The following is a 19,965-nucleotide window of genomic DNA, read 5'->3' as shown; positions in this document are numbered from 1 at the left end:
GCCGCCCATGGTCATTTCTCGATGTAGACGTCGGCGAAGGAGGCATTCGGCCCGGTGACGCCGAGGGTGTGGTTCTTCACCTTCTTGTTGAAGAGCGTGACCCCCTGGGGGGCGATGAGATGCACCGCCGCCACGTCGTCATGGATGGCCTGCTGGAAGGCGAACCACAGCTGCCGCCGCTTGGCCGGATCGCTTTCCACCGCCGCCGCTTCCAGGAGGGCGTCCACCTGCGGGTTGTCATAATGGGACGCGTTGGAGAACGGCAGGCCGATCTTGAAGTTCTTCGACCAGAAGACGCGCTGGATGCCCGGCGTCGGATCGAAGGTGTTCGACAGGGATTCCAGGGTGAGGTCGAACTCGCGTCCCGTATAGGCCTTCTGGATGTAGGTGGAGAAATCGAAGAACTGGAAGTCCACCGGAATGCCCACCTTCGCCAGCGCCTGCTTCACGAAGTCACCGGACTCCCGCCCGTTGAAGGGATTGGCGTAAAGGCGCAACGAAAAGCGCGTGCCATCGGCCTTGCGCGGGTAGCCCGCCTCGTCCAGGAGCCGGTTCGCCGCCTTCAGGTCGAAGCCGTAGGGCTCGATGGCGGGATTGACGAATTTCTTCAGGTCCGGCCCCACCGGCGAAGGCGCGATGGTGCCGTAGCCGAAATAAACCACGTCCAGGAGCTTGTTGAGATCGATGGCCTGCGCGATGGCGAGCCGCACCCTCTTGTCCTTCAGCTGCGGCGTGTCGAAGTTGAAGTAGAGCTGCGTCATGTTGCCGTTGTATTCGTAGCCCCGCGTCTCCGAACCGATGTTGGGCAGCGCCTGCACCCTGGCGAGGTCCGAGCGCGGCACCGGCGGGCCGCCGGCCAGGTCCAGCTCGCCGGTCTCGAAGGCGGCGGCGCGCGCGCTCTGGTCGGCGATGAAGCGCACCACGATGCGGTCGAGATAGGGCTTGCCCTTGTCCCAATAGTCCGGATTGCGCTCCAGGATGATGTGACTGCCCTTGGCCCATTCCTTGAAGAGGAACGGCCCGGTTCCCACGGGCGCGGAGGCGTTCTTGTTGGTGAGCGGGTCGGTGCCCTCGTAGATGTGCTTCGCGACGATGGGCGACTCGCTCGCATCGAGGGCGGTCAAGAGATAGGGCGCAGGCTTCGAGAGCCGGATGATCGCGGTGTAGCGGTCGGGCGTCTCCACCCCGGTCACCGCGGCGAAGGTGCCGCGGCCGCGCGGGTGGTTCTCCTTCAGCAGCTTGATGGACCAGGCCACGTCCTCGGCGGTGAAGTCCTTCCCGTCATGCCACTTCACGCCCTGGCGGAGCTTGAAGGTGTAGGTCAGGCCATCCTCGCTCACGCTCCATTCGGTGGCGAGCGCGGGCTTCGGGTTGAAGTCGAGGTCATAGGCGAGCAGCCCCTCCGTCACCTTCGGCGACACCCGCTGGGTCGGCCCCGCCGTGTGGGCGATGGAGACGAGGGTGGAGGGCTCGTGCTCCACGAGGAAACGCAGGGTGCCGCCACGCGCCGGCTCCTGCGCCCGCGCCGCACCGGACATGGCGAGCCCGCCCAGGAGAAGCGCCGCGCCCAGCGCAGCAGCCCCGGCACCCCGCCGCGGATCCAGGGCCTTGAGCCAATGTGCGGACACGTGAGGCAGGGGCATGCCGGGATCTCCTTCGCGACGGATCTGGGACCCACGATAGGAGCGCAGCCAATTTCGTCAATTGATTTTATATAAAATCGATGCATTAAGTGGATTAATACACCAAGGACCACCTGGCCCGTTCGGGCGATCCCCCAGGAAAGGACGAAACATGTCCAGCCCCGCGTTCACCACCGCAGCCGAGGGCAGCGTTCATGATCTCCCGCCGCGCCATATCGCGGTACATCCGCTCACCGGCCACATCGGCGCGGAGATCGAAGGGCCCGACCTCTCCCGCCCCCTCGCGCCCGAGGTGGTCGAGGAGATCCGCGCGGCGCTGCTCAAGTGGAAGGTGGTGTTCTTCCGCGACCAGCCCCTGACCCATGCGGAGCACGTGCAGCTCGCCGGCGCCTTTGGCGCCCCCACCATCGGCCATCCGGTGTTCGGCTTCGTGGAAGGCTTTCCGCAAATCTATTCCGTCGCCCGCGACCGCTTCGCCGGCCGCCACTCCGGCGAGCCGCTGATCCGCCCCTGGACCGGCTGGCACACGGACGTCACCGCCGCGGTGAACCCGCCCGCCGCCTCCATCCTGCGCGGCGACGTGATCCCGCCCTACGGCGGCGACACCTTCTGGACCAACCTCGCCACCGCCTACGAGAGCCTGTCGCCGACCCTGCGCGGCTTCGTCGACACGCTGCGCGGCGTCCACTCCTTCTCGGCGCCCGAGGGGCAGGCGGCGACCGACGACTTCAAGGAGAAAAACCGGCGCCGCCCGCTCGTCAGCGAGCATCCGCTGGTGCGCGTCATCCCGGAAACGGGCGAGCGGGTGCTGTTCGTGAGCCCCTCCTTCCTGAAGCGCATCACCGGGCTTTCCCCGCGCGAGAGCCAGCAGATCCTGGAACTGCTGTTCGAGCACATCACCCGGCCGGAATTCACCGTGCGCTTCCGCTGGCAGAAGGGCTCCATCGCCTTCTGGGACAACCGGACCACGGCGCACCTGGCGCCGCGCGACATCTACAGCCTCGATTTCGATCGCCAGCTCTACCGCATCACCCTCAAGGGCGACGTGCCCGTGGGCGTGGACGGGCGGCCCTCCACCGCCATCGAGGGGGAGCCCCTCGACGCCTTCTCCGCCGGCACCGCCTGAGGGCCGGCCCCACGGTCATCGGGGCATTCTGCTTTCTCCCCACCTTCGGGCCCGCGCCTGCGCGGGCCCTTCTTTTCCCTGCGTTCCGGAGCCGGTCCCATGAGCCCCCGCACGACCCCCGATCTCCTGATCCTCATCGCACCCGGCTTCGACGACCCCGCCCGGCCCGGCCGCCGCTTCTTCTGCCCCGATTGCAACCAGGTGGAGGGCGTGCTCGCCGCCAACCCGGGCCTTGCGGACAGGATCGAGGTGCGGCGCGTGCCCTTCCCCCGCCCGCGCGATGAGGTCATCGGCCTCCTCGGCGAGGAGAACCAGAGCCTTCCCGTGCTCATCCTGGGCGATTCCGCCCCCGCCGATGCGAAGGTGCACGCCGGACGGGCCTTCGTGAATGACACGCGACGCATCCTCGAGCTCATCGCCGAGCGCCACGGCGTGCCGTTCCCGCATTAAGGCCCGTCCCGGACGGCCACCCCGGAAAAGACACGCCGATATTTTCAATTAAATTTATAGACAAACTTTATTTAAATCGTAGAGTGACGTCCTGGACATGCCGGGCCCGTTTCCACCCCGGCGGGAGGAGACCCCATGGCCGGGCGCCAGCTGCATCTCAACGTCAACACGCTGAACTCCGGCTTCTACAGCTCGGCCTGGCGCGCGCCCTCCGGCGACCCGCGCGCCTTCGTGGATGTGGCCCACTATGTGCGCGTCGCCCAGATCGCCGAGCGGGGCACCTTCGATGCCATCTTCCTCGCCGACGTGCCGTCCTTCAGCGACCGGCCGGACCTGCGGCCGTTCCAGGCGCTGGAGCCCACCATCGTGCTCGCCCACGTGGCCGCCGCCACCGAGCACCTGGGCCTGATCGGCACCGCCTCCACCAGCTACAACGACCCCTACAACCTCGCCCGCCGCTTCGCCTCCCTCGACCTCGCGAGCAACGGCCGGGTGGGCTGGAACATCGTCACCACCGCCGATCCCGCCGCCTCCCGCAACTTCGGGGCCGACACCGTGGACGCCCATGCGGAGCGCTACGGGCGCGCGGCCGAGTTCGCCGACGTGGTGACCGCCCTGTGGGACAGCTGGGAGGATGAGGCCTTCGTCGGCGACAAGGCCTCGGGGCATTTCATCGACACGACCAAGGTGCACGCCATCGACCATCGCGGCCGGCACTTTTCCGTCCGCGGGCCGCTCAACGTGCCGCGTTCCCGCCAGGGCCGCCCGGTGCTGGTGCAGGCGGGCGGATCCGCCGACGGCCAGCGCCTCGCGGCGCAGCATGCGGAGGCCATCTTCTCGGTGGCCCATACGCTTCAGGATGCGCTCGATTTCTCCAGCTCCATCCGCACCCAGGCCCGGGCCTTCGGCCGCGGCGGCGAGGACATCGTCATCCTGCCGGGCCTCGCCACCATCATCGGCTCCACCGAGACGGAGGCCCGCCGCCGCGAGGAGGAGCTGTGGGCGCTGAGCCCCGGAGACTATGGCTTGAGGCGTGTGGCCGGCATCCTCAAGGTGGACCCCGCCTCCCTCGACCTCGACGCGCCGCTCCCCCCGCTCACCCGGCCGGCGGACGGCATGCAGACCTTCTTCGACGCCCTGGTCGAGGCCGCCGAGCGCGATCAGCTCACCGTGCGCCAGCTCATTCGCAAGTTCGGCGGCTCCACCGGCCACCGCGTCCTCGTCGGCACCCCCGAGGCCATCGCCGACGACATCGAGACCTGGTTCCGCGCCGGCGCCGTGGACGGCTTCAACCTGATGCCGGACGTGCTGCCGGAAGGCCTCGAAGTGTTCGTGGACCACGTGGTGCCGCTGCTGCGCCGGCGCGGCCTCTTCCGCACCCACTACACGGGCCGGACGCTCCGCGAGCACTTCGGCCTTGCCCGGCCCGCGAGCCGCTTCGCATCCGCCCCTGCCCCGGTCGCCCGCGCCGCCTCCGGCGCGTGAGCCGCCCCTTTTCGTACCAAGGATACGTGACCACATGAGCCAGATCGACGAAGCATGGGGCGCGGGCCCGACCGCCCGCTACGAGGAGCTTGCGAGCCGGTTCCGTCCCATCTTCCGCAGCATCCGCGAGAGCGCCGTGGAGCGCGAGCAGACCCATCGCCTGCCGCGCGAGGAGATCGCGCGCCTGAAGGAGGTCGGCTTCACCACCCTGCGCCTGCCCCAGGACGAAGGCGGCTTCGGCGCCACCCTGCCCGAGCTGTTCAACCTTCTGATCGAGCTCGCCGAGGCTGATCCGAACGTCACCAACGCCCTACGCGCCCACTTCGGCTTCACCGAGGAGGTGCTGAACTCCCCCTTCAAGGACTATCGCGACCTTTGGGTGAAGCGCATCGCCGCAAAGGAGACGTCCGGCAGCGGCTTCTCCGAGGCGGAAGGCAATGCGGTGGGCCACTTCTCCACCCGCCTCGTACGCGACGGCGACAAGTGGCGCCTCGACGGCGAGAAATACTACACGACCGGCTCCCTCTTCGCCGACTGGATCAACCTCGGCGCGGACGACGCGGACGGCAACTTCATCCTCGCCCAGGTGCCCACCCATGCGCCGGGGGTGACCATCGTCGACGACTGGGACGGCTTCGGCCAGCAGCTCACCGCCTCGGGCACCGCGAAATTCTCGAACGTCACCCTCTCCGACGACCTCATCAACCCGCAGCGCAAGCGCTTCCGCTACTCGGTCGCCTTCTACCAGCTGGTCCACCTGGCGACGCTGGCCGGCATCGGCCGCGCGGCGGCGGCGGACGTTGCGCGGCTGGTGAGCGTGCGCAAGCGCGTCTTCAGCCACGGGAATGCGGACCGCGCGGGCGCGGACCCGCAGATCCTCCAGGTGGTGGGCAAGGTGCGGGCAAACGCCTATGGCGCCGGCGCCACGGTGCTGAAGGCTGCCGAAGCCCTCCAGCGGGCCTATGAGACCCGCGCCGGCGAAGTGGCCGAGACCCAGGACCTGACCGTCGCCGTGGCAGACCTGGAGGTGAACCAGGGCGTCACCGTGGTCACCTCCCTCATCCTCGACGCGACGACGCTTCTGTTCGACGCCCTCGGGGCCTCGGCGGCGAAGCGCGGCATCGGCCTCGATCGCCACTGGCGCAACGCCCGCACCCTCTCCTCCCACAACCCGCGCATCTATCGCGAGCGCATCGTCGGCGACTTCGCCGTCAACGGCACCTGGCCGCCCGGTCCCTACCGCGTCGGCGATTCCGTCGCCAACGGCCGCTGAGCCATCGATCCCCACTTTGCCGAGACCCGCTCCATGACCGCGCACGCCAACGCCACGCCCGACACCGATGCCCTGTCCCGCCTCGCCGCGGAGGCGCGGCGGGACCTGGCCCGCATCGGCGAGGGCGGGGCGGACTGGGTTCCGCCGCCGGAGGGCATCGACCACAATGTGGTGGTGGTCGGCGCCGGCCAGAGCGGCCTTTCCGCCGCCTTCGGCCTGCGCCGCGCCGGCATCGGCCGGGTGAGCGTGGTGGACGCGGCCGTGCCGGGGGGCGAGGGCATCTGGCGGGGGCCGGCGCGCATGAACGTGCTGCGCACGCCCAAGGTGCCCCCGGGCCCCGAGCTCGGCCTGCCCAGCCTGTCCTTCCAGGCGTGGTACGAGGCGGCGTTCGGCGTCGAGGCCTATGCGGCGCTCCCCGCCGTGCCCCGCGAGATCTGGGCGGACTACGTGGACTGGTTCCGCACCGCCGCCGCCATCGAGGTGCGCAACGGCGTCACCCTCGAGCGGGTGGAGCCGCAGGAGGGGCGCCTGCGGCTCCACTTCGCGGCAGGCGGGCGCAGCTTCACCGAAACCACGCGCAAGCTGGTGCTGGCCACCGGCATCGCCGGCTCAGGCGGCCCGTTCATTCCCGCGCTGGTGCGCGAAAAGCTGCCCGCGCATCTTTATGCCCATACCCATGCGTTCGATGCCGGCGCCCTGAAGGGCCGCAAGGTGGCGGTGCTCGGCGCGGCCGCATCCGCCTTCGACGCCGCCGGGGCGCTGCTGGAGGCGGGGGCGCGGGAGGTCCACCTGTTCGCCCGCGGCGAAGATCTCGCCCGCGGCTCGGCCATGAAGCCCTTCGGCTTCTTCGGCGCCTGGGAGCATTTCCATGCCTTGCCGGACGAAGACCGCTGGGCGGTGATGCGCCACTTCCGCCAGCGCGCCTCCTTCCCGCCGGTGCCGGCGGTGAAGCGCGCCACGGCCCATGCCAACTTCCACATCCATCTCGATGCCGCCTGGCGCGACGCTGCGCTCCACGGCGCCGGAGTGCGCCTGACACTGCAATCGGGCGCGCCGTTCGATGCGGATTTCATCGTGCTCGGCACCGGCTATCTCGCCGACGCCCGCCTGTTCCCGCCCTTCGCGGATTTCGCGCCCGCCATCGCGCGCTGGTCCAACCGGGTGGCGGTGGAGGAAGCCGACGAGGCCCTCGCCGCGGCGCCCTACCTGGGCCCGGGCTTCGAGCTGGTGGAGACCCGGCCGGGGGAGGCGCCCTTCCTCGCCGACATCCATTTCCTCGCCTTCTCGGCCATGACCAGCACCGGCCGCCCGGTAGGCGACATCGCGAGCCTCCGGCACAACGTGCCGCGCGCCGTGGCGGCCATCGGACGCCGCCTGTTCGTCGCGGACAGGGCGAAGCACCTCGCCCGCTTCCTCGCCCCCGTCGGCACCGAGGACCTGCCGCGCGAGGCCTATGCCGCAGCCCTGTCCGCGCCGGTCCCGGCCGTCTCCGCCGCCGAATGAGCCCGGCCTCCTCCCTTCCGCACCCAGGATCCGCCCCCGTGGCCAGCCAGCCCCTGCCCCGAAACGGCGACACCGCGGACTCCGCCGGCCGCCCGCTCGGCCCCTCCGATGCCGGCCCCTCGCTCGTGCTGGTGGACCTGAGCCGCAGGCCCGGCGCGAGCCCCGCGCGCTCGCGCTTCTCATCGAGCTTCCGCCTGCTGTCGCGGGCGCTGGTGCCCGCGCTCATCCTCGGCGTCTGGCAGGCGAGCTCCGACCTCGGCGTCGTCGCGCCGGAAACCCTGCCGTCCCCCACCGAGATCATCTCCGCCTATGCGGAGCTGATCCGTACCGGCGAGTTGCAGAGCGCCATCCCCACCTCCCTCGCCCGGGCCCTGACCGGCCTCGCGCTCGGCGCCGCCACCGGGCTGCTGCTGGGCCTGTTCGCCGGACTGTGGCGCGTGGGCGAGGAGCTGTTCGACGCGCCGCTGCAGATGCTGCGGACCATTCCCTTCATCGCCATGATCCCGCTGTTCATCATCTGGTTCGGCATCGGCGAGCAGGCCAAGATCGCCCTCATCTTCGGGGCGACCATCTTCCCGGTCTATCTCAACACCTATGCCGGCGTGCGCGGCGTCGACCAGAAGCTCATCGAGGCGGCGCGCGTGTTCGGCCTGTCGCACCGGCTCATCGCGACGCGGGTCATCATTCCCACCGCCCTGCCCTCGATCCTGGTGGGCCTGCGCTACGCCGCCGGCGTGTCGCTGCTGGCCCTGGTGGCGGCGGAGCAGATCAACGCGCGCTCGGGCATCGGCTTCATCCTCATCAATGCCAACCAGAACCAGCGCACCGACGTCATCATCGCCGGCATCATCGTCTACGCGCTGCTCGGCATCGTCATCGACCTCGTCATGCGCGTGGTGGAACGCCTCGCCTTGCCCTGGAGGCCCAGCCTTGTCCTTGCATAGCCCCTCCCCCGTCGCCACCGCGGCCGTCGTCCCCGGGCAGGATCTGCCGGCGCGGGATCTCCCCGTGCCGCGCGGAGCCGTCCAGCCGGTCGCCGTGCGCCTGTCCGGCGTGCGCCGGGCGTTCGGGTCGCGGCCGGTCCTCGACGGCATCGACCTCGAGGTGCGGCGCGGCGAGTTCGTTTCGCTGCTCGGCCCCTCCGGCACGGGCAAGACGACGCTGCTGCGCATCCTCGCCGGCCTCGACGCCGCCGACGGCGGTCGCGTGGAGGTCGCCTCCGCCCGTTCCGTGGTGTTCCAGGAGCCGCGCCTCGTGCCGTCGCGGCGCGTCTGGCAGAACGTGGTGCTCGGCCACGTCCAGAACCGCACGACGCGGCGGATCGCGGCCGCCGCGCTGGAGGAAGTCGGGCTCGGGCGCCATGCGGATGCCTGGCCGAAGACCCTCTCGGGCGGCGAGGCGCAGCGTGTCGCCCTGGCGCGGGCGCTGGCCCAGGAGCCGCGCCTGCTGCTTCTGGACGAACCCTTCGCCGCCCTCGACGCCCTCACCCGCATCCGCATGCACGACCTCGTCGCCCAGCTCTGGCGCCGCCACCTGCCGGCCATCGTGCTGGTGACCCACGACGTGGACGAGGCGATCCTCATGTCGGACCGCGTCATCGTCCTGTCGGGGGGCGGCATCCGGTTCGACACCCGGGTCGGGCTCGATCGACCCCGCCAGCGCGGCGACGCCGGCTTCACGGCGCTCAGGGCCCGCCTGCTCGCCGAGCTGGGCGTGGTCTCGCCCCAGGCCGGCGGCCACGCCTGATCCTTCTGCTTTACGGATTGGAGTTCCGAAGTGACATCCCACAGCCGTCCCACCCGCCGCCACGTCCTTGCCGCGGGCGCCGCGCTCGCCTGCACGCTGGCGGCCGCCCTGCCCGCCGCCGCGCAGGAGCACGTCAAGCTGCTCATCGGCTACCAGGACCTCACCGTGCCCTCGACGGTGACGGCCTCCAAGGTGCTGGAGGGCGCGCCCTATGACGTGGAGTGGGTGATCCTGCCCGGTCCCGCGGCCCAGCTCTCGGCCCTCTATTCCAAGAACATCGACGTGGGCCACATGGGCGACACCTCGCTCATCATCGAGCAGGGCAAGGCCAAGGAGGAATGGTCCGCGCAGACCCCTCCGCTGCAGATCATCGCCGGCTGGCGCGCCAGCGACGCGAAATATCCCCCCATCGTCACCGTGGTGCGCACCGACGCGAAGATCGACAGCCTCGCCGACCTGCGCGGCAAGAAGTGGGCCTATAATTTCGGCGGCTTCAACTACCTGCAATACGTGCTCACCGGCCTCAAGGCGGGACTCGCCCCGAAGGACTACGAGCCGGTGCAGCTCGGCGACCAGAACGCCACCGCCGCCGCCTTCAATTCCGGGCGCGTCGATGCCTATTCGGGCTCCATCGCCCCCGTGGGCGAGAGCATCGAGAAGGGCGTCGCCAGGGTCATCGTCAACAGCGACCAGCTGGATATCCCGGCCCTCAACGTCTTCACCGCGCGCGGCGACGTGCTGAAGGATCCCGCCAAGCGCGAGGCGCTGGCCGACTTCCTCGCCCGCGTCCGCGCCCATTGGACCTGGTACGCCAACAATCTCGACGAAGTGCAGAAGCTCTACGAGGAGAAGGTGAAGCAGACGCCGGCACGGGCGAAGCTCACCACCGTCTACCAGAAGGCCACCTTCCAGCCCCTCGACGACCAGCTGGTGAAGCGGGAGCAGCACATTGCCGACGTGCTGCTGGAGGCCGGCGCGATCCAGCGGAAGATCGACGTGAACGTCGAGTTCTTCCGCGGCTTCAACGCGGCCACCGTGGGCGGCAACTGAGACCGTCGGCCCGGTCCTTGACCGGCGCCGAGCGGGGTCGCTCAAGCGCCGCGCAGACTTGAGCCAAGGCCAGTGAGGAACGCTCGCCGGCCTTGGGCATGCGCCTCCGATCCGGCAGGAAACATTCCATGAGACACCTTCGATCGGCCTTCGCGGCCTGCATCGCCCGCCTCGGGCGCCCGGCGGCCCTTCTCGCCGGCGCCCTGGCCTGCCTGGCGGGCGCGCCCGCGCAGGCGACGGACGGGAAGCTGAAGGTGGGCTACCAGGATTCAACCCTGCCCGAGCTCGCCCGCGCCTCCGGCGTGTTCGACGACGCGCCCTACGGGGTCGAATGGGTGGTGCTGCCGGGCCCGGCGGCGCAGCTGTCGGCCGCCTATTCCAGGGCCATCGACCTCGCCCACCTCGGCGATACCTCGCTCATCATCGAGCAGGCGAAGTCACCCGACGGCTGGGCGCAGGGCGCTCCGCTCCAGATCATCACCGGCTGGCGCAACACCGACGCCCGGTATCCGCGCATCGTCACCGCCGCCCGCACGCGCACCGGCGCGCGGACACCCGCCGACCTGAAAGGCCTCGTGTGGGGGTTCAACTTCGGCGGGCTCAACTATGTGCAGTACCTGCTGGCCCGCCGCAGCGCCGGCCTGTCCACCTCCGACATCGAGCCGGTGCAGTTCGGCGACGGCAATGCCGCGGCCGCCGCCTTCAACGCCGATCACGTGGACGTCTATTCCGGCGTTGGCGCGCTGGTGGGCGAGGCGGTGGAGAAGGGACAGGCGCGCGTCGTCCTGACCAGCGACGACCTCGACATCCCCGGCCTCGGCGTGTTCGCCGCGCGCGGGGAGGCCATCGCCGATCCGGCCCGCCGCGCCGTGCTGCAGGACTTCGTCGGCCGCCTCCACCGCTACTTCGCCTGGTACGCGGCCAATCTCGATCAGGTGGAGCGCGTCTACGTCGACAAGGTGAAGCAGAGCCCCGCCCGTGCCCGCTATTACGTGGAGTTCGGCAAGGGCCGCCTGCGCCCCATCGACGCCGACCTCATCCGCCGCGAGCAGAAGATCGCCGATGCCCTGCTGGAGGCCGGCGCCATCCCCCGCAAGGTGGATGTCACCCCCGAGTTCAACACCACGTTCAGCGCCCCCGCGGACTGAGCGGCGCACCTCACCGAGGCCATGCCATGAACGCCCCCGTCAAGCCGATCCGCTCGGCCTCCCCGCGCACGGATGTCACCGCGGCCTTGGTGGAGGGGGCGGGCCGCATCGGCTACGACCAGCTCCCGGCGCCGGTGGTCGCCGCCACCAAGCGCGTCCTGCTCGACACCCTGGCCGTGGCCTGGGCCGCCGGGGATGCGGCGGGGGTCAACGCGGCGCGGGCGCTGGCGCTGCGCGGCGCAGCGGGCCATGCGAGCCTCTGGGGCCATTCGGGCACGCGGCGGGAGCCATCCGCCGCCGCCTTCTTCAACGGCACGCTCGCCGCCGCGCTCGATTTCGACAGCCTGGCCGGGCAGGTCCATGCCGACATCGTGGTCGCGCCGGCGGCGCTGGCGGTAGCAGAGCAGCAGCGCAGGAGCGGGCGCGAGCTGATCGCCGCCCTCGCGACAGGCAATGAGCTCGCCATCCGGCTCGCCGCCGCCATGCGCACCAACAGGGGCTTCTTCCACACCTCCATCACCGGCATCTTCGGCGCCACGCTGGCCGCGTCCCGCCTGCGCGGCCTTGATGCGAGCCGCACCCACGACGCCCTCGGCATCGCCCTGTGCCAGGCGGGCGGCACCCAGCAGAGCCATGTGGAGCAGCGGCTTACCAAGCGCCTGCAATCGGCCTTCGCCGCCCGCGACGGCGTCATCGCCGCCGACCTCGCGGCCCTCGGCATCACCGGCCCGCGCGCCGCCCTGGAAGGGCCCTTCGGGCTGTTCGCGCTGTTCGAGACCGGCGATCCCGAACAGGTGCTCGAAGGCTTCGGCACACGCTACCTGCTGGAGGACACGACGCTGAAGCGCTTCCCCGCCTGCGGCTGCAGCCATGCGGCGCTCCAGGCGGCCGGCGAGCTTGTCGCGCGCCACGGCATCGGCGCGGACGATCTGGAGCGGGGCGAGATCGTCATCACCCCGTACATGGACCGCCTCGTCGGCGGCGCGTTCGCTCCCGGAGCGAACCCGCAGGTCGCGGGGCAGTTCAATGTGCGCTACGGGGTGGCCGCGATCCTGCTGCGGGGGTCGTTCGGCCTGCCGGACATCACGCCCGAGGCGGTGCTCGATCCGGCGATCCGGCCCATCGTCAACCGTCTATCGGTGCGCGTGGACGAGACCCGCACCGGCACCTTCGCGCCGGCGGACGTCATCATCGAGACCCGCGACGGGCGGCGCCTGCACCACCGCGTCGAGAACCTGCCCGGAAGTCCGCAGGCTCCGCTGCCCGAAGAGGAAATCTACGCCAAGCTGGTCGGCAGCTTCACCCATGGTCCGAGCGCCCTCACCGAGGCACGGGCCGAAGCGCTGATCCAGCGCATCGAGCGGCTGGAAGGCGTGGACGACATCGCCACCCTGTTCGACCAGGCGCGGTGAAGCCCCTCCCCCGCGAAAGTCCCGAGAGAAAGGCAAGCCATGCCCCATGATTTCCACGGACGCGTCATCTGGATCACCGGCGCGGGCGGGGCGCTCGGCCGCGCCAGCGCCGAGCTGCTGGCGGGGCAGGGCGCCACCGTGATCGCCTCCGGCCGTCGCCTCGAGGCCCTGCCGGCCGGCGAGCGCATCGTGCCCCTGCCCCTCGACGTGACCTCCACGCCGGCGGTGGAGGCCGCGGCGGGTGACATCGTGGCGCGGTTCGGCCGGCTGGATGGGCTCGTCACCTCGACCACCTTGCCCATCTTCGGCGACTTCCTCAGCCTCGACGACGAGGCCTGGCAGAAGGTGATCGACACCAAGCTGCTGGGCACCGTGCGCCTCGCGCGGGCGGTCCTGCCGCACCTCGTCGCCGCGGGGCGGGGCGCCATCGTGGTGCTGAGCGGGCGCGGCGGCATCGAGCCCTCGCCGCAGCATCTTCCCGGCTCCAGCGTGAACGCGGCGCTGCTCCTGCTGGTGCGGGGCCTCGGCGCCATCCACGGCCCGCAGGGCATCCGCATCAATGCGGTCTCGCCCGGCCCCATCAAGTCGCCGCGCCTCGATGCCCTCAACGCTGCCGGCACCGGCGCCCCGCCGCGGACGCCCCTCGAAGGGCCGGGGCTTCCGGGTGACGTCGCGGACGCGGTCGCCTTCCTGCTCTCGGACGAGGCCCGCTTCATCACCGGCACCAATCTGCTGGTGGACGGCGGCGGCCGCGTGCTCAGCTGATCGCGACACCCCGAATGACGGCCGCCGGGGGGACCGGCGGCCTTTCTGCTTCAGGGATAGACCTTGAACGACACCGTGTCGTCGCGCTCGATCTGGTGGATCAGATCGATCTCCCAGTCGAGATAGCGACGGAACGCGGCATGGCGGTCGCCGGCCTCCTGGTAGGGCGAGCGCCACACATCGTCGGCCGCGTGCAGGAGGGCGGTTTCCCCCGTCTCCAGCGGCAGGCCGGCGGCGCGCCATGCGGCCGTGCCGCCCTCCAGCACCGACACCTGCCGGCCCGACCCGCCGAGCTCGGCGGCCGCGAAGGCGGCCAGGCGCCCGTCGGCGGAGGTCAGCACCAGGGGACGCGGCGGCAGAACGTCGAGCCCCTCGGGGAGCCGCGCGCGCACGGCGAACCGGGCGCCCGGCACATGGCCCTTCGCATAGGCAAGGCTGGTGTCGAGGTCGAGGACGACCGCGGCGTCAGTGGCGATCAGGCGCTCCAGCCCCGCCGGGGTGATGACCGCCACCGTCGGCACCGGCCCGAGCACCCGCTGGTGCTCGGCGCCCCGCTCCAGGCGGTCGGAGGCCGGATCGATGCTGTGCACATAGACATCGCCCACGCCGAGCTGGATCAGCCACGAGGCGGTGATGGCGGCGCGCACCGCGTTCTCGTCGTCGAGCAGCACGACGCGGGCATTGCGGGTGCCCACCCAGCGATCGGTGGCCTGCACCAGCTGGCCGCCCTCCGCCCAGAGCGCGCCGGGCAGGTGGCCCGCCTCATATTCCTCACGGGTGCGCACATCCAGCAGATAGAGCGTGTGCTCGCCCCGCTCCGTCTCGAACCGGGCGAGGCCCTCGCCATCGAGGGTGCGGACGCCGAAGCGCCGGGTAAGGTGGGCCACCGCGGCGCGCGCCTTCTCCAGCCCTTCTCCGTCTGGCGCCGGAACCGGCTGCCGGTCGCCCTCGGCGAGGTCATATCCCTCGAACAGCCAGGCCATGGTGCCGTTCTCCAGCGCCACCACGGGATTGGGGATGCCCGCATTGATGAGCGCCTGCGCCCCGATGATGGACCGCGTGCGCCCGGCGCAGTTCACCACCACCAGCGTCTCGTCCGATCGCACCAGGTCGTGGACACGGTAGGGCAGCTCGGCGTTCGGAACCGCGTGCGCGCCGGGGATGTGGAAGGTCTCGAACTCCTGGAAGGTTCGGCCGTCGAGGATCACCAGATCCTCGCCGCGCTCCAGCCGCGCCTTGATTTCGCGCGCCGGCAGCCGGGGCGTGCCGTAGGCGTGTTCGACGAACTCGCCAAATGCCTTCGAGAGCACATTGGAGCCCGTATAGACGATGCCGCCGGCAGCCGCCCAGGCCGCAACTCCCCCCTCCAGCACCGCCACGTTTTCATAGCCGAGCGCGGCGAGGCGGCGCGCGGCCCGGACCGCCCGTTCGCCGGAGCCCTCGTCGGTCACGACGACCGGCGCGCCGAAGCGCGGCAGAAGCGCAGCGGCGCGCAGCTCGATCTGGCTGAGCGGCAGCGGGACGGACTGGAGGATGTGGCCATCGCGCGAGCGCTCTCCCTCCTCGCGCACATCGACCAGCGCGAGCTCACCGCCTTCTGCGAGGCGCCGCCGCAGCTCGCTGACAGACACAGGACGGTAGCTGTCGGACACGGGTGCGGGTCCGGCTTGGAGGGCAGCGCTGGCGGACATGGGAAACCTCCCGGAATGCAGGGACGGCCATCTTCAACATCATTATTTATAATTTCAATAGATTTTATTGACTAAAATGCAAAGCGCTGCTCTGTTCGCTGGCGGAACAACAGCGGGAGAGCGGGTCATGGGCGCAAGACCCTTCACGGTCGTGATCATCGGCGGCGGGTTTTCCGGTGCTGTGGCCGCCATCAAGCTTCTCGACATCGCCGCCGCCCGGCCGTTGCGCATCCGCATCGTGGAGCCCCGGCCCGAGCTGGGACGGGGCCTTGCTTTCTCCACACCGGATCCGGCGCATTACCTGAACGCGCCCGCCCGCCTCTTCAGCATCCATGCCGACCGGCCGGACCACCTCGCGCACTGGCTGTCGGTGCAGGAAGAGGCGGCCGACATCCCCCTGCCCGCCTCGGGCCAGCTCGCGGATGCCTTCGTGCCGCGCCAGCTCTACGGAGCCTATGTACGCGCGGAGTTGGCCCGCGCCGAAGCCGAGGCCGGCCTCAACGGCTCCGTCGAGCACCTGAGGGCCGAGGCGATCGACCTCGTGGAGCTGGAGCAGGGCGTCCGCGTCACCCTGTCGGACGGGCGCATCATCGGCGGCGACGTGGCGCTCCTCGCCACCGGCTTTGCCGGCAACCGCCCTACGTTCGAAGTCGCTGCGACGCCGGGCAGCCGCTATCTCGCCGACCCCTGGAGCCTCACCGGACGCGATCTGGCCGGCGCGCCCCCCGAAGCCGGCCCAGCCAGCGTGGCCGCCGACCTGCCCCGTGATGGCACCGTGGTATTCGTGGGCGGCGGGCTCACCATGCTTGACGCCCTCGTGACGCTGGAGCGCAAGGGCTTCTCCGGCCGCTACGTGAGTGTTTCCCGCCACGGTCTCCTCGTCCATGAGCGGCGCGAGCCGACGCCTGCCCGCGACTTCCTCGGCGAGACGCATCCCGGCTCCGCCCGTGCCCTGCTACGCCTCGCGCGGGCGGAGCTGCGCGCCATCGCCGCCGCGGGCGGCGACTGGCAGTCCGTCGTGCCGGTCATCCGCGCCCGGCTCGCCAGTCTCTGGAACGGCGCGAGCCCCGCGGAACGGGCGCGCTTCAATCGTCACCTGCGTCGCTACTGGGAACTCGCGCTCCACCGCGCCCCGGGCCCCTCGCACGAGACCTTTGCCCGCGTCAGGGCCGCCGGCCGCATCGCGACCCGTGCCGGGCGCATCGAGGACATCACCGCCGACGCGCAGGGGGCCATCGTGCGCCTCAAGCCGCGTGGCGGGACCGCGCACGAGGAAATCCGCGCGGACCTGGTGGTGAACTGCACCGGGGCCGAATACGCATGGCCGCGCCAGTCCGGGCGCCCCCTCGCCACCAACCTCCTGGCGCGCGGCACCGTCCGCCCCGGAGGCCTCGGCTACGGCATCGACATCGACGCCGCTGCCGCTGTCATCGCGGCGTCCGGCCACGTGTCGAATGCCATCTTCGGCATCGGCCCGATCCTGCGCGGCACGCGCTGGGAGGCGACCACCATCGCCGAGATCGTCGGCCATGCCACGGCCTTTGCCGAGCACCTGGCCACCACCCGCCTCTCCCGCAGGCCCCCCGCCGTGCCGCCTGCCGCCTCGTCGCGCGCCAGCGCCGCCTGATCCCCGGAGCCCAGCCATGACACAGCACACCCCCGCGCCGGCGCAGAAGAAGGACATCCGCGTCAACGCCTTCGCCATGGCCTCGCCGGTGCATCACTCGCCCGGCCTGTGGCGCCACCCGGAGGACCGCTCCCTCGACTACACTAAGCTCGGCTACTGGACCGACCTCGCCCGGACCCTGGAGCAGGGCGGCTTCGACGCGCTGTTCATCGCCGACAGCATGGCCTCCAACGACATTTACGGCGGGTCCTACCATGCGGCGCTGAGGGTGGGCGCGCAGATCCCCAAGCTCGATCCCATCGTCGCCGTCTCGGCCATGGCGCGGGTGACCGAGCATCTGGGCTTCGGCATCACCAGCAACGCCCTCTATGAGCCGCCCTACCCCTTCGCCCGGCGGATGAGCACCCTCGACCACCTGACGAAGGGCCGCATCGGCTGGAACATCGTCACCGGCCACACCACCTCCGGCGCCCGCGCCGTGGGCGAGAAGACCCTCACGCCCCACGACACGCGCTACGACATCGCCGACGAATATCTCGACGCGGTCTATGCCCTCTGGGAAGGCAGCTGGGACGATGATGCGGCGGTCCGGGACACGGAGAAGCGGGTCTTCGCCGACCCTGCGAAGGTGCGCCGCGTCACCCATCGCGGGCAGCACTTCCAGGTGGATGCCATCCATCTCGCCGAGCCTTCTCCCCAGCGCACGCCGGTGCTGTTCCAGGCGGGAGCCTCGACGCGAGGCCGCGCCTTCGCCGCACGTCATGCCGAATGCATCTTCGTCAGCGGCCCCACGCCCAACGTGATCGCGCCCGTGGTGTCCGACACGCGGCAGCGCGCCGCCGCGCTCGGCCGGGACCCCAGGGAGATCCTGTTCTTCTCCATGGCCACCACCATCGTCGGAGCGACCGAGGAGGAAGCCCGCGAGAAGCTCGCGGACTATCGCCGCTACATCAATCCGGAGGCGGCCCTCATCCTGTTTTCCGGATGGACCGGCATCGATTTCTCCTCCTGGGATCTCGATGCCCCCATCCGCTTCGACGAGCGCTCGCAGGGGCTCGTCTCGGCGCTCGAAGCCTTCTCCATCGCCGATCCCACTCGGGTGTGGACTGTACGCGAGCTGGCCGAGCACAACGCCATAGGCGGGCGTGGCCCGGTGTTCGTGGGCTCGGCGGCCCAGGTCGCGGACCAGATCGAGGCGTGGGTGGACGCCACCGATGTGGACGGCCTCAACCTCAGCTATGCGGTGACTCCCGGCGGCTATGCGGATTTCGGCACCCACGTGGTGCCCGAGCTGCAGCGGCGTGGCCGGTTCAAGGCCGGCTACGCGCCCGGAACGCTGCGCGAGAAGCTCTATGGCGCGGGACGCGCCCGCCTGCCTGCCTCCCACCCCGCCGCCGGCTTCCGCCCGGGCGCCGGCCCCGCCGGCGCCCGGCGCGAAGCGGTCTGATCCCGGCCAGAATCCACTCCACACCTGCCCCCGTCATTCGGAGAACATCATGCGTCGCCTGTTGTCCGCCGCCATCGCGCTGGCCTTTCTCGCCAGCCCCGCGGCGGCGGCCCCCGACAAGCCTGCCGTCGATCGCGACACGGTGGTGGTCGCGCTCGAAAAGGAGTTCAACAACCTCGACGCCCTGGTGGCGGTGAGCGGCGACAGCCTGCGCTACGGCTGGCAGATCTACGACACGCTCTATGGCTTCGACACCAAGGGCAACCTCGTGCCGCGCATCGCCACGGACGTGCAGATCTCCGAGGATGCCCGGACCTTCACCTACAAGCTGCGGCCCGGCGTGAAATTCCACGACGGCACGGAACTGACCTCAAGGGACGTCAAGGCCTCCCTCGACCACATCCTGAAGCCGGAGGCGAAGAGCACCCGCCGTCCCTTCTTCGCCCCGGTGGTGGAGACGGTGGAGACCCCTGACCCGCTCACCGTGCGCTTCCGCCTGAAGCAGCCGGACGGCGCCTTCGCGAACAAAGTGGCCGGCTATCTCTACATCGTGCCCGCCGATTATCTCGCCAAGCTCGCCACACCCGACGACTTCGCCAAGGCCCCGGTCTCGGCCGGCCCCTACCGGATCAAGCAGTACACCGTAGGCGGCGACCTCGTGCTCGAGCGCTTCGACGACTATTGGGGCGAGAAGCCCGCGATCAAGGCCCTGGTCTTCCGCGTGATTCCCGAGCCCTCCAGCCGGGTCAACGCCATCCTCACCGGCGAGGTCGACCTGGCGGTGGTCGTGCCCCTGTCCGACCACGACCGGCTGAAGAAGGAACCGGGCCTCGACGTGATCGCCAACCCGGTGGCCTCGCCGCTGTTCGTGCGCGTCTATTCCAATGTGCCGGAGAGCCCCGTGTCGAAGCGAGAGGTGCGCCAGGCGCTGAGCCATGCGCTTGACGTGAAGGCCATCATCAAGGGCGTCTTCTTCGGCATCGGCGAGCCCATCCCCGCCTTCATCTCCAAATACTATCCCTACGGGGCAAGCCCCGACATCCAGCCCTACGCCTACGACCCGAAGAAGGCCAAGGAGCTGCTCGCCAAGGCCGGCTACCCGAACGGCTTTTCCATCAAGCTCTACAGCGCCACCGACCAGCCCAAGGAAATCGCCGAGGCCATCGCCGCCTACTGGTCGCAGATCGGCGTGAAGACGGACGTGGACCGCATCGCCTACGCCGCCTGGACACGGCTGAACAACACCCACACCTCCGGGCCGCTCTCCATCACCCAGTTCACCAATGCCATCTACGACCCCATCCATCCGGTGGGCGGATCCTTCACCAAGGCCGGCACCTGGTCGGACTATTACAATCCCGAGATCGAGGCGCTCATCGAAAAGGTGAACCACACGCCGGACCGGGCCGAGCGCGACGCCATCTTCAAGCAGGTGGGCCAGATCCTGCACGACGACGCGGCCGGCATCTTCATCTCCGAGCTCTACTACGTCTTTGCCAAGAAGAAGAGCCTCGCCTGGGACGTGCAGACCGGCTCCGGCTTCCTCAACTTCCGGCAGGTGGGGTGGAAATGACGGAATCTCCGCGCGCCCCCGCCCGC

At 70.3% G+C, this 19,965-nt stretch carries 16 protein-coding genes; 14 read left to right on the top strand and 2 right to left on the bottom strand.

What is annotated here, in order from left to right; genetic code table 11:
* Positions 1 to 11 precede the first annotated feature (11 nt).
* Entirely contained in the window at positions 12 to 1,643 is a 1,632-nt protein-coding gene (locus V5F59_RS03625; RefSeq protein ID WP_393983036.1) for an ABC transporter substrate-binding protein, read from the bottom strand.
* 151 nt (positions 1,644 to 1,794) lie between these two features.
* Here V5F59_RS03625 and V5F59_RS03620 point away from each other — a divergent pair, with 151 nt between their 5' ends.
* The 11 genes from V5F59_RS03620 (at position 1,795) to V5F59_RS03570 (ending at position 13,601) form a co-directional block, all read left to right on the top strand.
* Positions 1,795 to 2,769 carry a TauD/TfdA dioxygenase family protein gene (locus V5F59_RS03620; protein ID WP_393983037.1) on the top strand — a complete coding sequence of 325 codons (975 nt, stop codon included), beginning with the start codon at positions 1,795 to 1,797 and terminating at the stop codon, positions 2,767 to 2,769.
* A gap of 99 nt (positions 2,770 to 2,868) precedes the next feature.
* The gene (locus V5F59_RS03615) at positions 2,869 to 3,219 is read left to right on the top strand and encodes a DUF3088 domain-containing protein (protein WP_393983038.1); all 351 of its coding nucleotides are present in this window, start codon (positions 2,869 to 2,871) and stop codon (positions 3,217 to 3,219) included.
* A gap of 135 nt (positions 3,220 to 3,354) precedes the next feature.
* Entirely contained in the window at positions 3,355 to 4,704 is a 1,350-nt protein-coding gene (locus V5F59_RS03610) for an LLM class flavin-dependent oxidoreductase (protein WP_393983039.1), read from the top strand.
* Between the two features lie 34 nt (positions 4,705 to 4,738).
* Entirely contained in the window at positions 4,739 to 5,977 is a 1,239-nt protein-coding gene (locus V5F59_RS03605; RefSeq protein ID WP_393983040.1) for an acyl-CoA dehydrogenase family protein, read from the top strand.
* Between the two features lie 33 nt (positions 5,978 to 6,010).
* Positions 6,011 to 7,480 (top strand): FAD-dependent oxidoreductase, encoded by a 1,470-nt coding sequence (locus V5F59_RS03600; RefSeq protein ID WP_393983041.1) that lies wholly within the window; start codon positions 6,011 to 6,013, stop codon positions 7,478 to 7,480.
* A 38-nt stretch (positions 7,481 to 7,518) separates the two neighbouring features.
* Positions 7,519 to 8,424, top strand: a complete 906-nt coding sequence (locus tag V5F59_RS03595; protein WP_393983042.1) for an ABC transporter permease — start codon at positions 7,519 to 7,521, stop codon at positions 8,422 to 8,424.
* Between the two features lie 43 nt (positions 8,425 to 8,467).
* Entirely contained in the window at positions 8,468 to 9,226 is a 759-nt protein-coding gene (locus V5F59_RS03590; RefSeq protein ID WP_393983111.1) for an ABC transporter ATP-binding protein, read from the top strand.
* Between the two features lie 30 nt (positions 9,227 to 9,256).
* Positions 9,257 to 10,276, top strand: coding sequence for a PhnD/SsuA/transferrin family substrate-binding protein (locus V5F59_RS03585; RefSeq protein WP_393983043.1), 1,020 nt, complete (start codon positions 9,257 to 9,259; stop codon positions 10,274 to 10,276).
* 128 nt (positions 10,277 to 10,404) lie between these two features.
* The gene (locus tag V5F59_RS03580) at positions 10,405 to 11,424 is read left to right on the top strand and encodes a type 2 periplasmic-binding domain-containing protein (RefSeq protein ID WP_393983044.1); all 1,020 of its coding nucleotides are present in this window, start codon (positions 10,405 to 10,407) and stop codon (positions 11,422 to 11,424) included.
* Between the two features lie 26 nt (positions 11,425 to 11,450).
* On the top strand, positions 11,451 to 12,836 hold the full coding sequence (locus tag V5F59_RS03575; RefSeq protein ID WP_393983045.1) for an MmgE/PrpD family protein: 1,386 nt from the start codon (positions 11,451 to 11,453) through the stop codon (positions 12,834 to 12,836).
* A gap of 39 nt (positions 12,837 to 12,875) precedes the next feature.
* Entirely contained in the window at positions 12,876 to 13,601 is a 726-nt protein-coding gene (locus tag V5F59_RS03570; protein WP_393983046.1) for an SDR family NAD(P)-dependent oxidoreductase, read from the top strand.
* Between the two features lie 50 nt (positions 13,602 to 13,651).
* Here V5F59_RS03570 and V5F59_RS03565 read toward each other — a convergent pair whose 3' ends face one another.
* On the bottom strand, positions 13,652 to 15,292 hold the full coding sequence (locus tag V5F59_RS03565) for a rhodanese-like domain-containing protein (RefSeq protein WP_393983047.1): 1,641 nt from the start codon (positions 15,290 to 15,292) through the stop codon (positions 13,652 to 13,654).
* 127 nt (positions 15,293 to 15,419) lie between these two features.
* On the opposite strand from V5F59_RS03565, the gene V5F59_RS03560 reads away from it, so the two are divergent.
* Genes V5F59_RS03560 through V5F59_RS03550 form a run of 3 tightly spaced genes read left to right on the top strand, consistent with a single transcriptional unit; the run spans position 15,420 to position 19,939 of the window.
* A complete protein-coding gene (locus tag V5F59_RS03560; protein ID WP_393983048.1) occupies positions 15,420 to 16,919 on the top strand; it encodes an FAD/NAD(P)-binding protein in 1,500 nt (499 codons plus the stop codon).
* Between the two features lie 16 nt (positions 16,920 to 16,935).
* Entirely contained in the window at positions 16,936 to 18,366 is a 1,431-nt protein-coding gene (locus V5F59_RS03555; protein WP_393983049.1) for an LLM class flavin-dependent oxidoreductase, read from the top strand.
* A 49-nt stretch (positions 18,367 to 18,415) separates the two neighbouring features.
* Positions 18,416 to 19,939, top strand: coding sequence for an ABC transporter substrate-binding protein (locus tag V5F59_RS03550; RefSeq protein ID WP_393983050.1), 1,524 nt, complete (start codon positions 18,416 to 18,418; stop codon positions 19,937 to 19,939).
* Positions 19,940 to 19,965 lie beyond the last annotated feature (26 nt).

Origin of the sequence: Xanthobacter nonsaccharivorans (genome assembly GCF_043194755.2) — a bacterium.
Classification (GTDB): Bacteria; Pseudomonadota; Alphaproteobacteria; order Rhizobiales; family Xanthobacteraceae; genus Xanthobacter; species Xanthobacter autotrophicus_G.
This window is presented reverse-complemented; position numbering and strand designations above follow the sequence as displayed.

Bases quoted from the DNA above. Each gene is read 5' to 3' on its own strand.
- V5F59_RS03600 (WP_393983041.1), top strand. From the start codon at position 6,011: ATGACCGCGCACGCCAACGCCACGCCCGACACCGATGCCCTGTCCCGC.
- V5F59_RS03550 (WP_393983050.1), top strand. From the start codon at position 18,416: ATGCGTCGCCTGTTGTCCGCCGCCATCGCGCTGGCCTTTCTCGCCAGC.
- V5F59_RS03625 (WP_393983036.1), bottom strand. From the start codon at position 1,643: ATGCCCCTGCCTCACGTGTCCGCACATTGGCTCAAGGCCCTGGATCCG.
- V5F59_RS03575 (WP_393983045.1), top strand. From the start codon at position 11,451: ATGAACGCCCCCGTCAAGCCGATCCGCTCGGCCTCCCCGCGCACGGAT.
- V5F59_RS03615 (WP_393983038.1), top strand. From the start codon at position 2,869: ATGAGCCCCCGCACGACCCCCGATCTCCTGATCCTCATCGCACCCGGC.
- V5F59_RS03560 (WP_393983048.1), top strand. From the start codon at position 15,420: ATGGGCGCAAGACCCTTCACGGTCGTGATCATCGGCGGCGGGTTTTCC.
- V5F59_RS03605 (WP_393983040.1), top strand. From the start codon at position 4,739: ATGAGCCAGATCGACGAAGCATGGGGCGCGGGCCCGACCGCCCGCTAC.
- V5F59_RS03555 (WP_393983049.1), top strand. From the start codon at position 16,936: ATGACACAGCACACCCCCGCGCCGGCGCAGAAGAAGGACATCCGCGTC.
- V5F59_RS03565 (WP_393983047.1), bottom strand. From the start codon at position 15,292: ATGTCCGCCAGCGCTGCCCTCCAAGCCGGACCCGCACCCGTGTCCGAC.
- V5F59_RS03610 (WP_393983039.1), top strand. From the start codon at position 3,355: ATGGCCGGGCGCCAGCTGCATCTCAACGTCAACACGCTGAACTCCGGC.
- V5F59_RS03570 (WP_393983046.1), top strand. From the start codon at position 12,876: ATGCCCCATGATTTCCACGGACGCGTCATCTGGATCACCGGCGCGGGC.
- V5F59_RS03620 (WP_393983037.1), top strand. From the start codon at position 1,795: ATGTCCAGCCCCGCGTTCACCACCGCAGCCGAGGGCAGCGTTCATGAT.
- V5F59_RS03580 (WP_393983044.1), top strand. From the start codon at position 10,405: ATGAGACACCTTCGATCGGCCTTCGCGGCCTGCATCGCCCGCCTCGGG.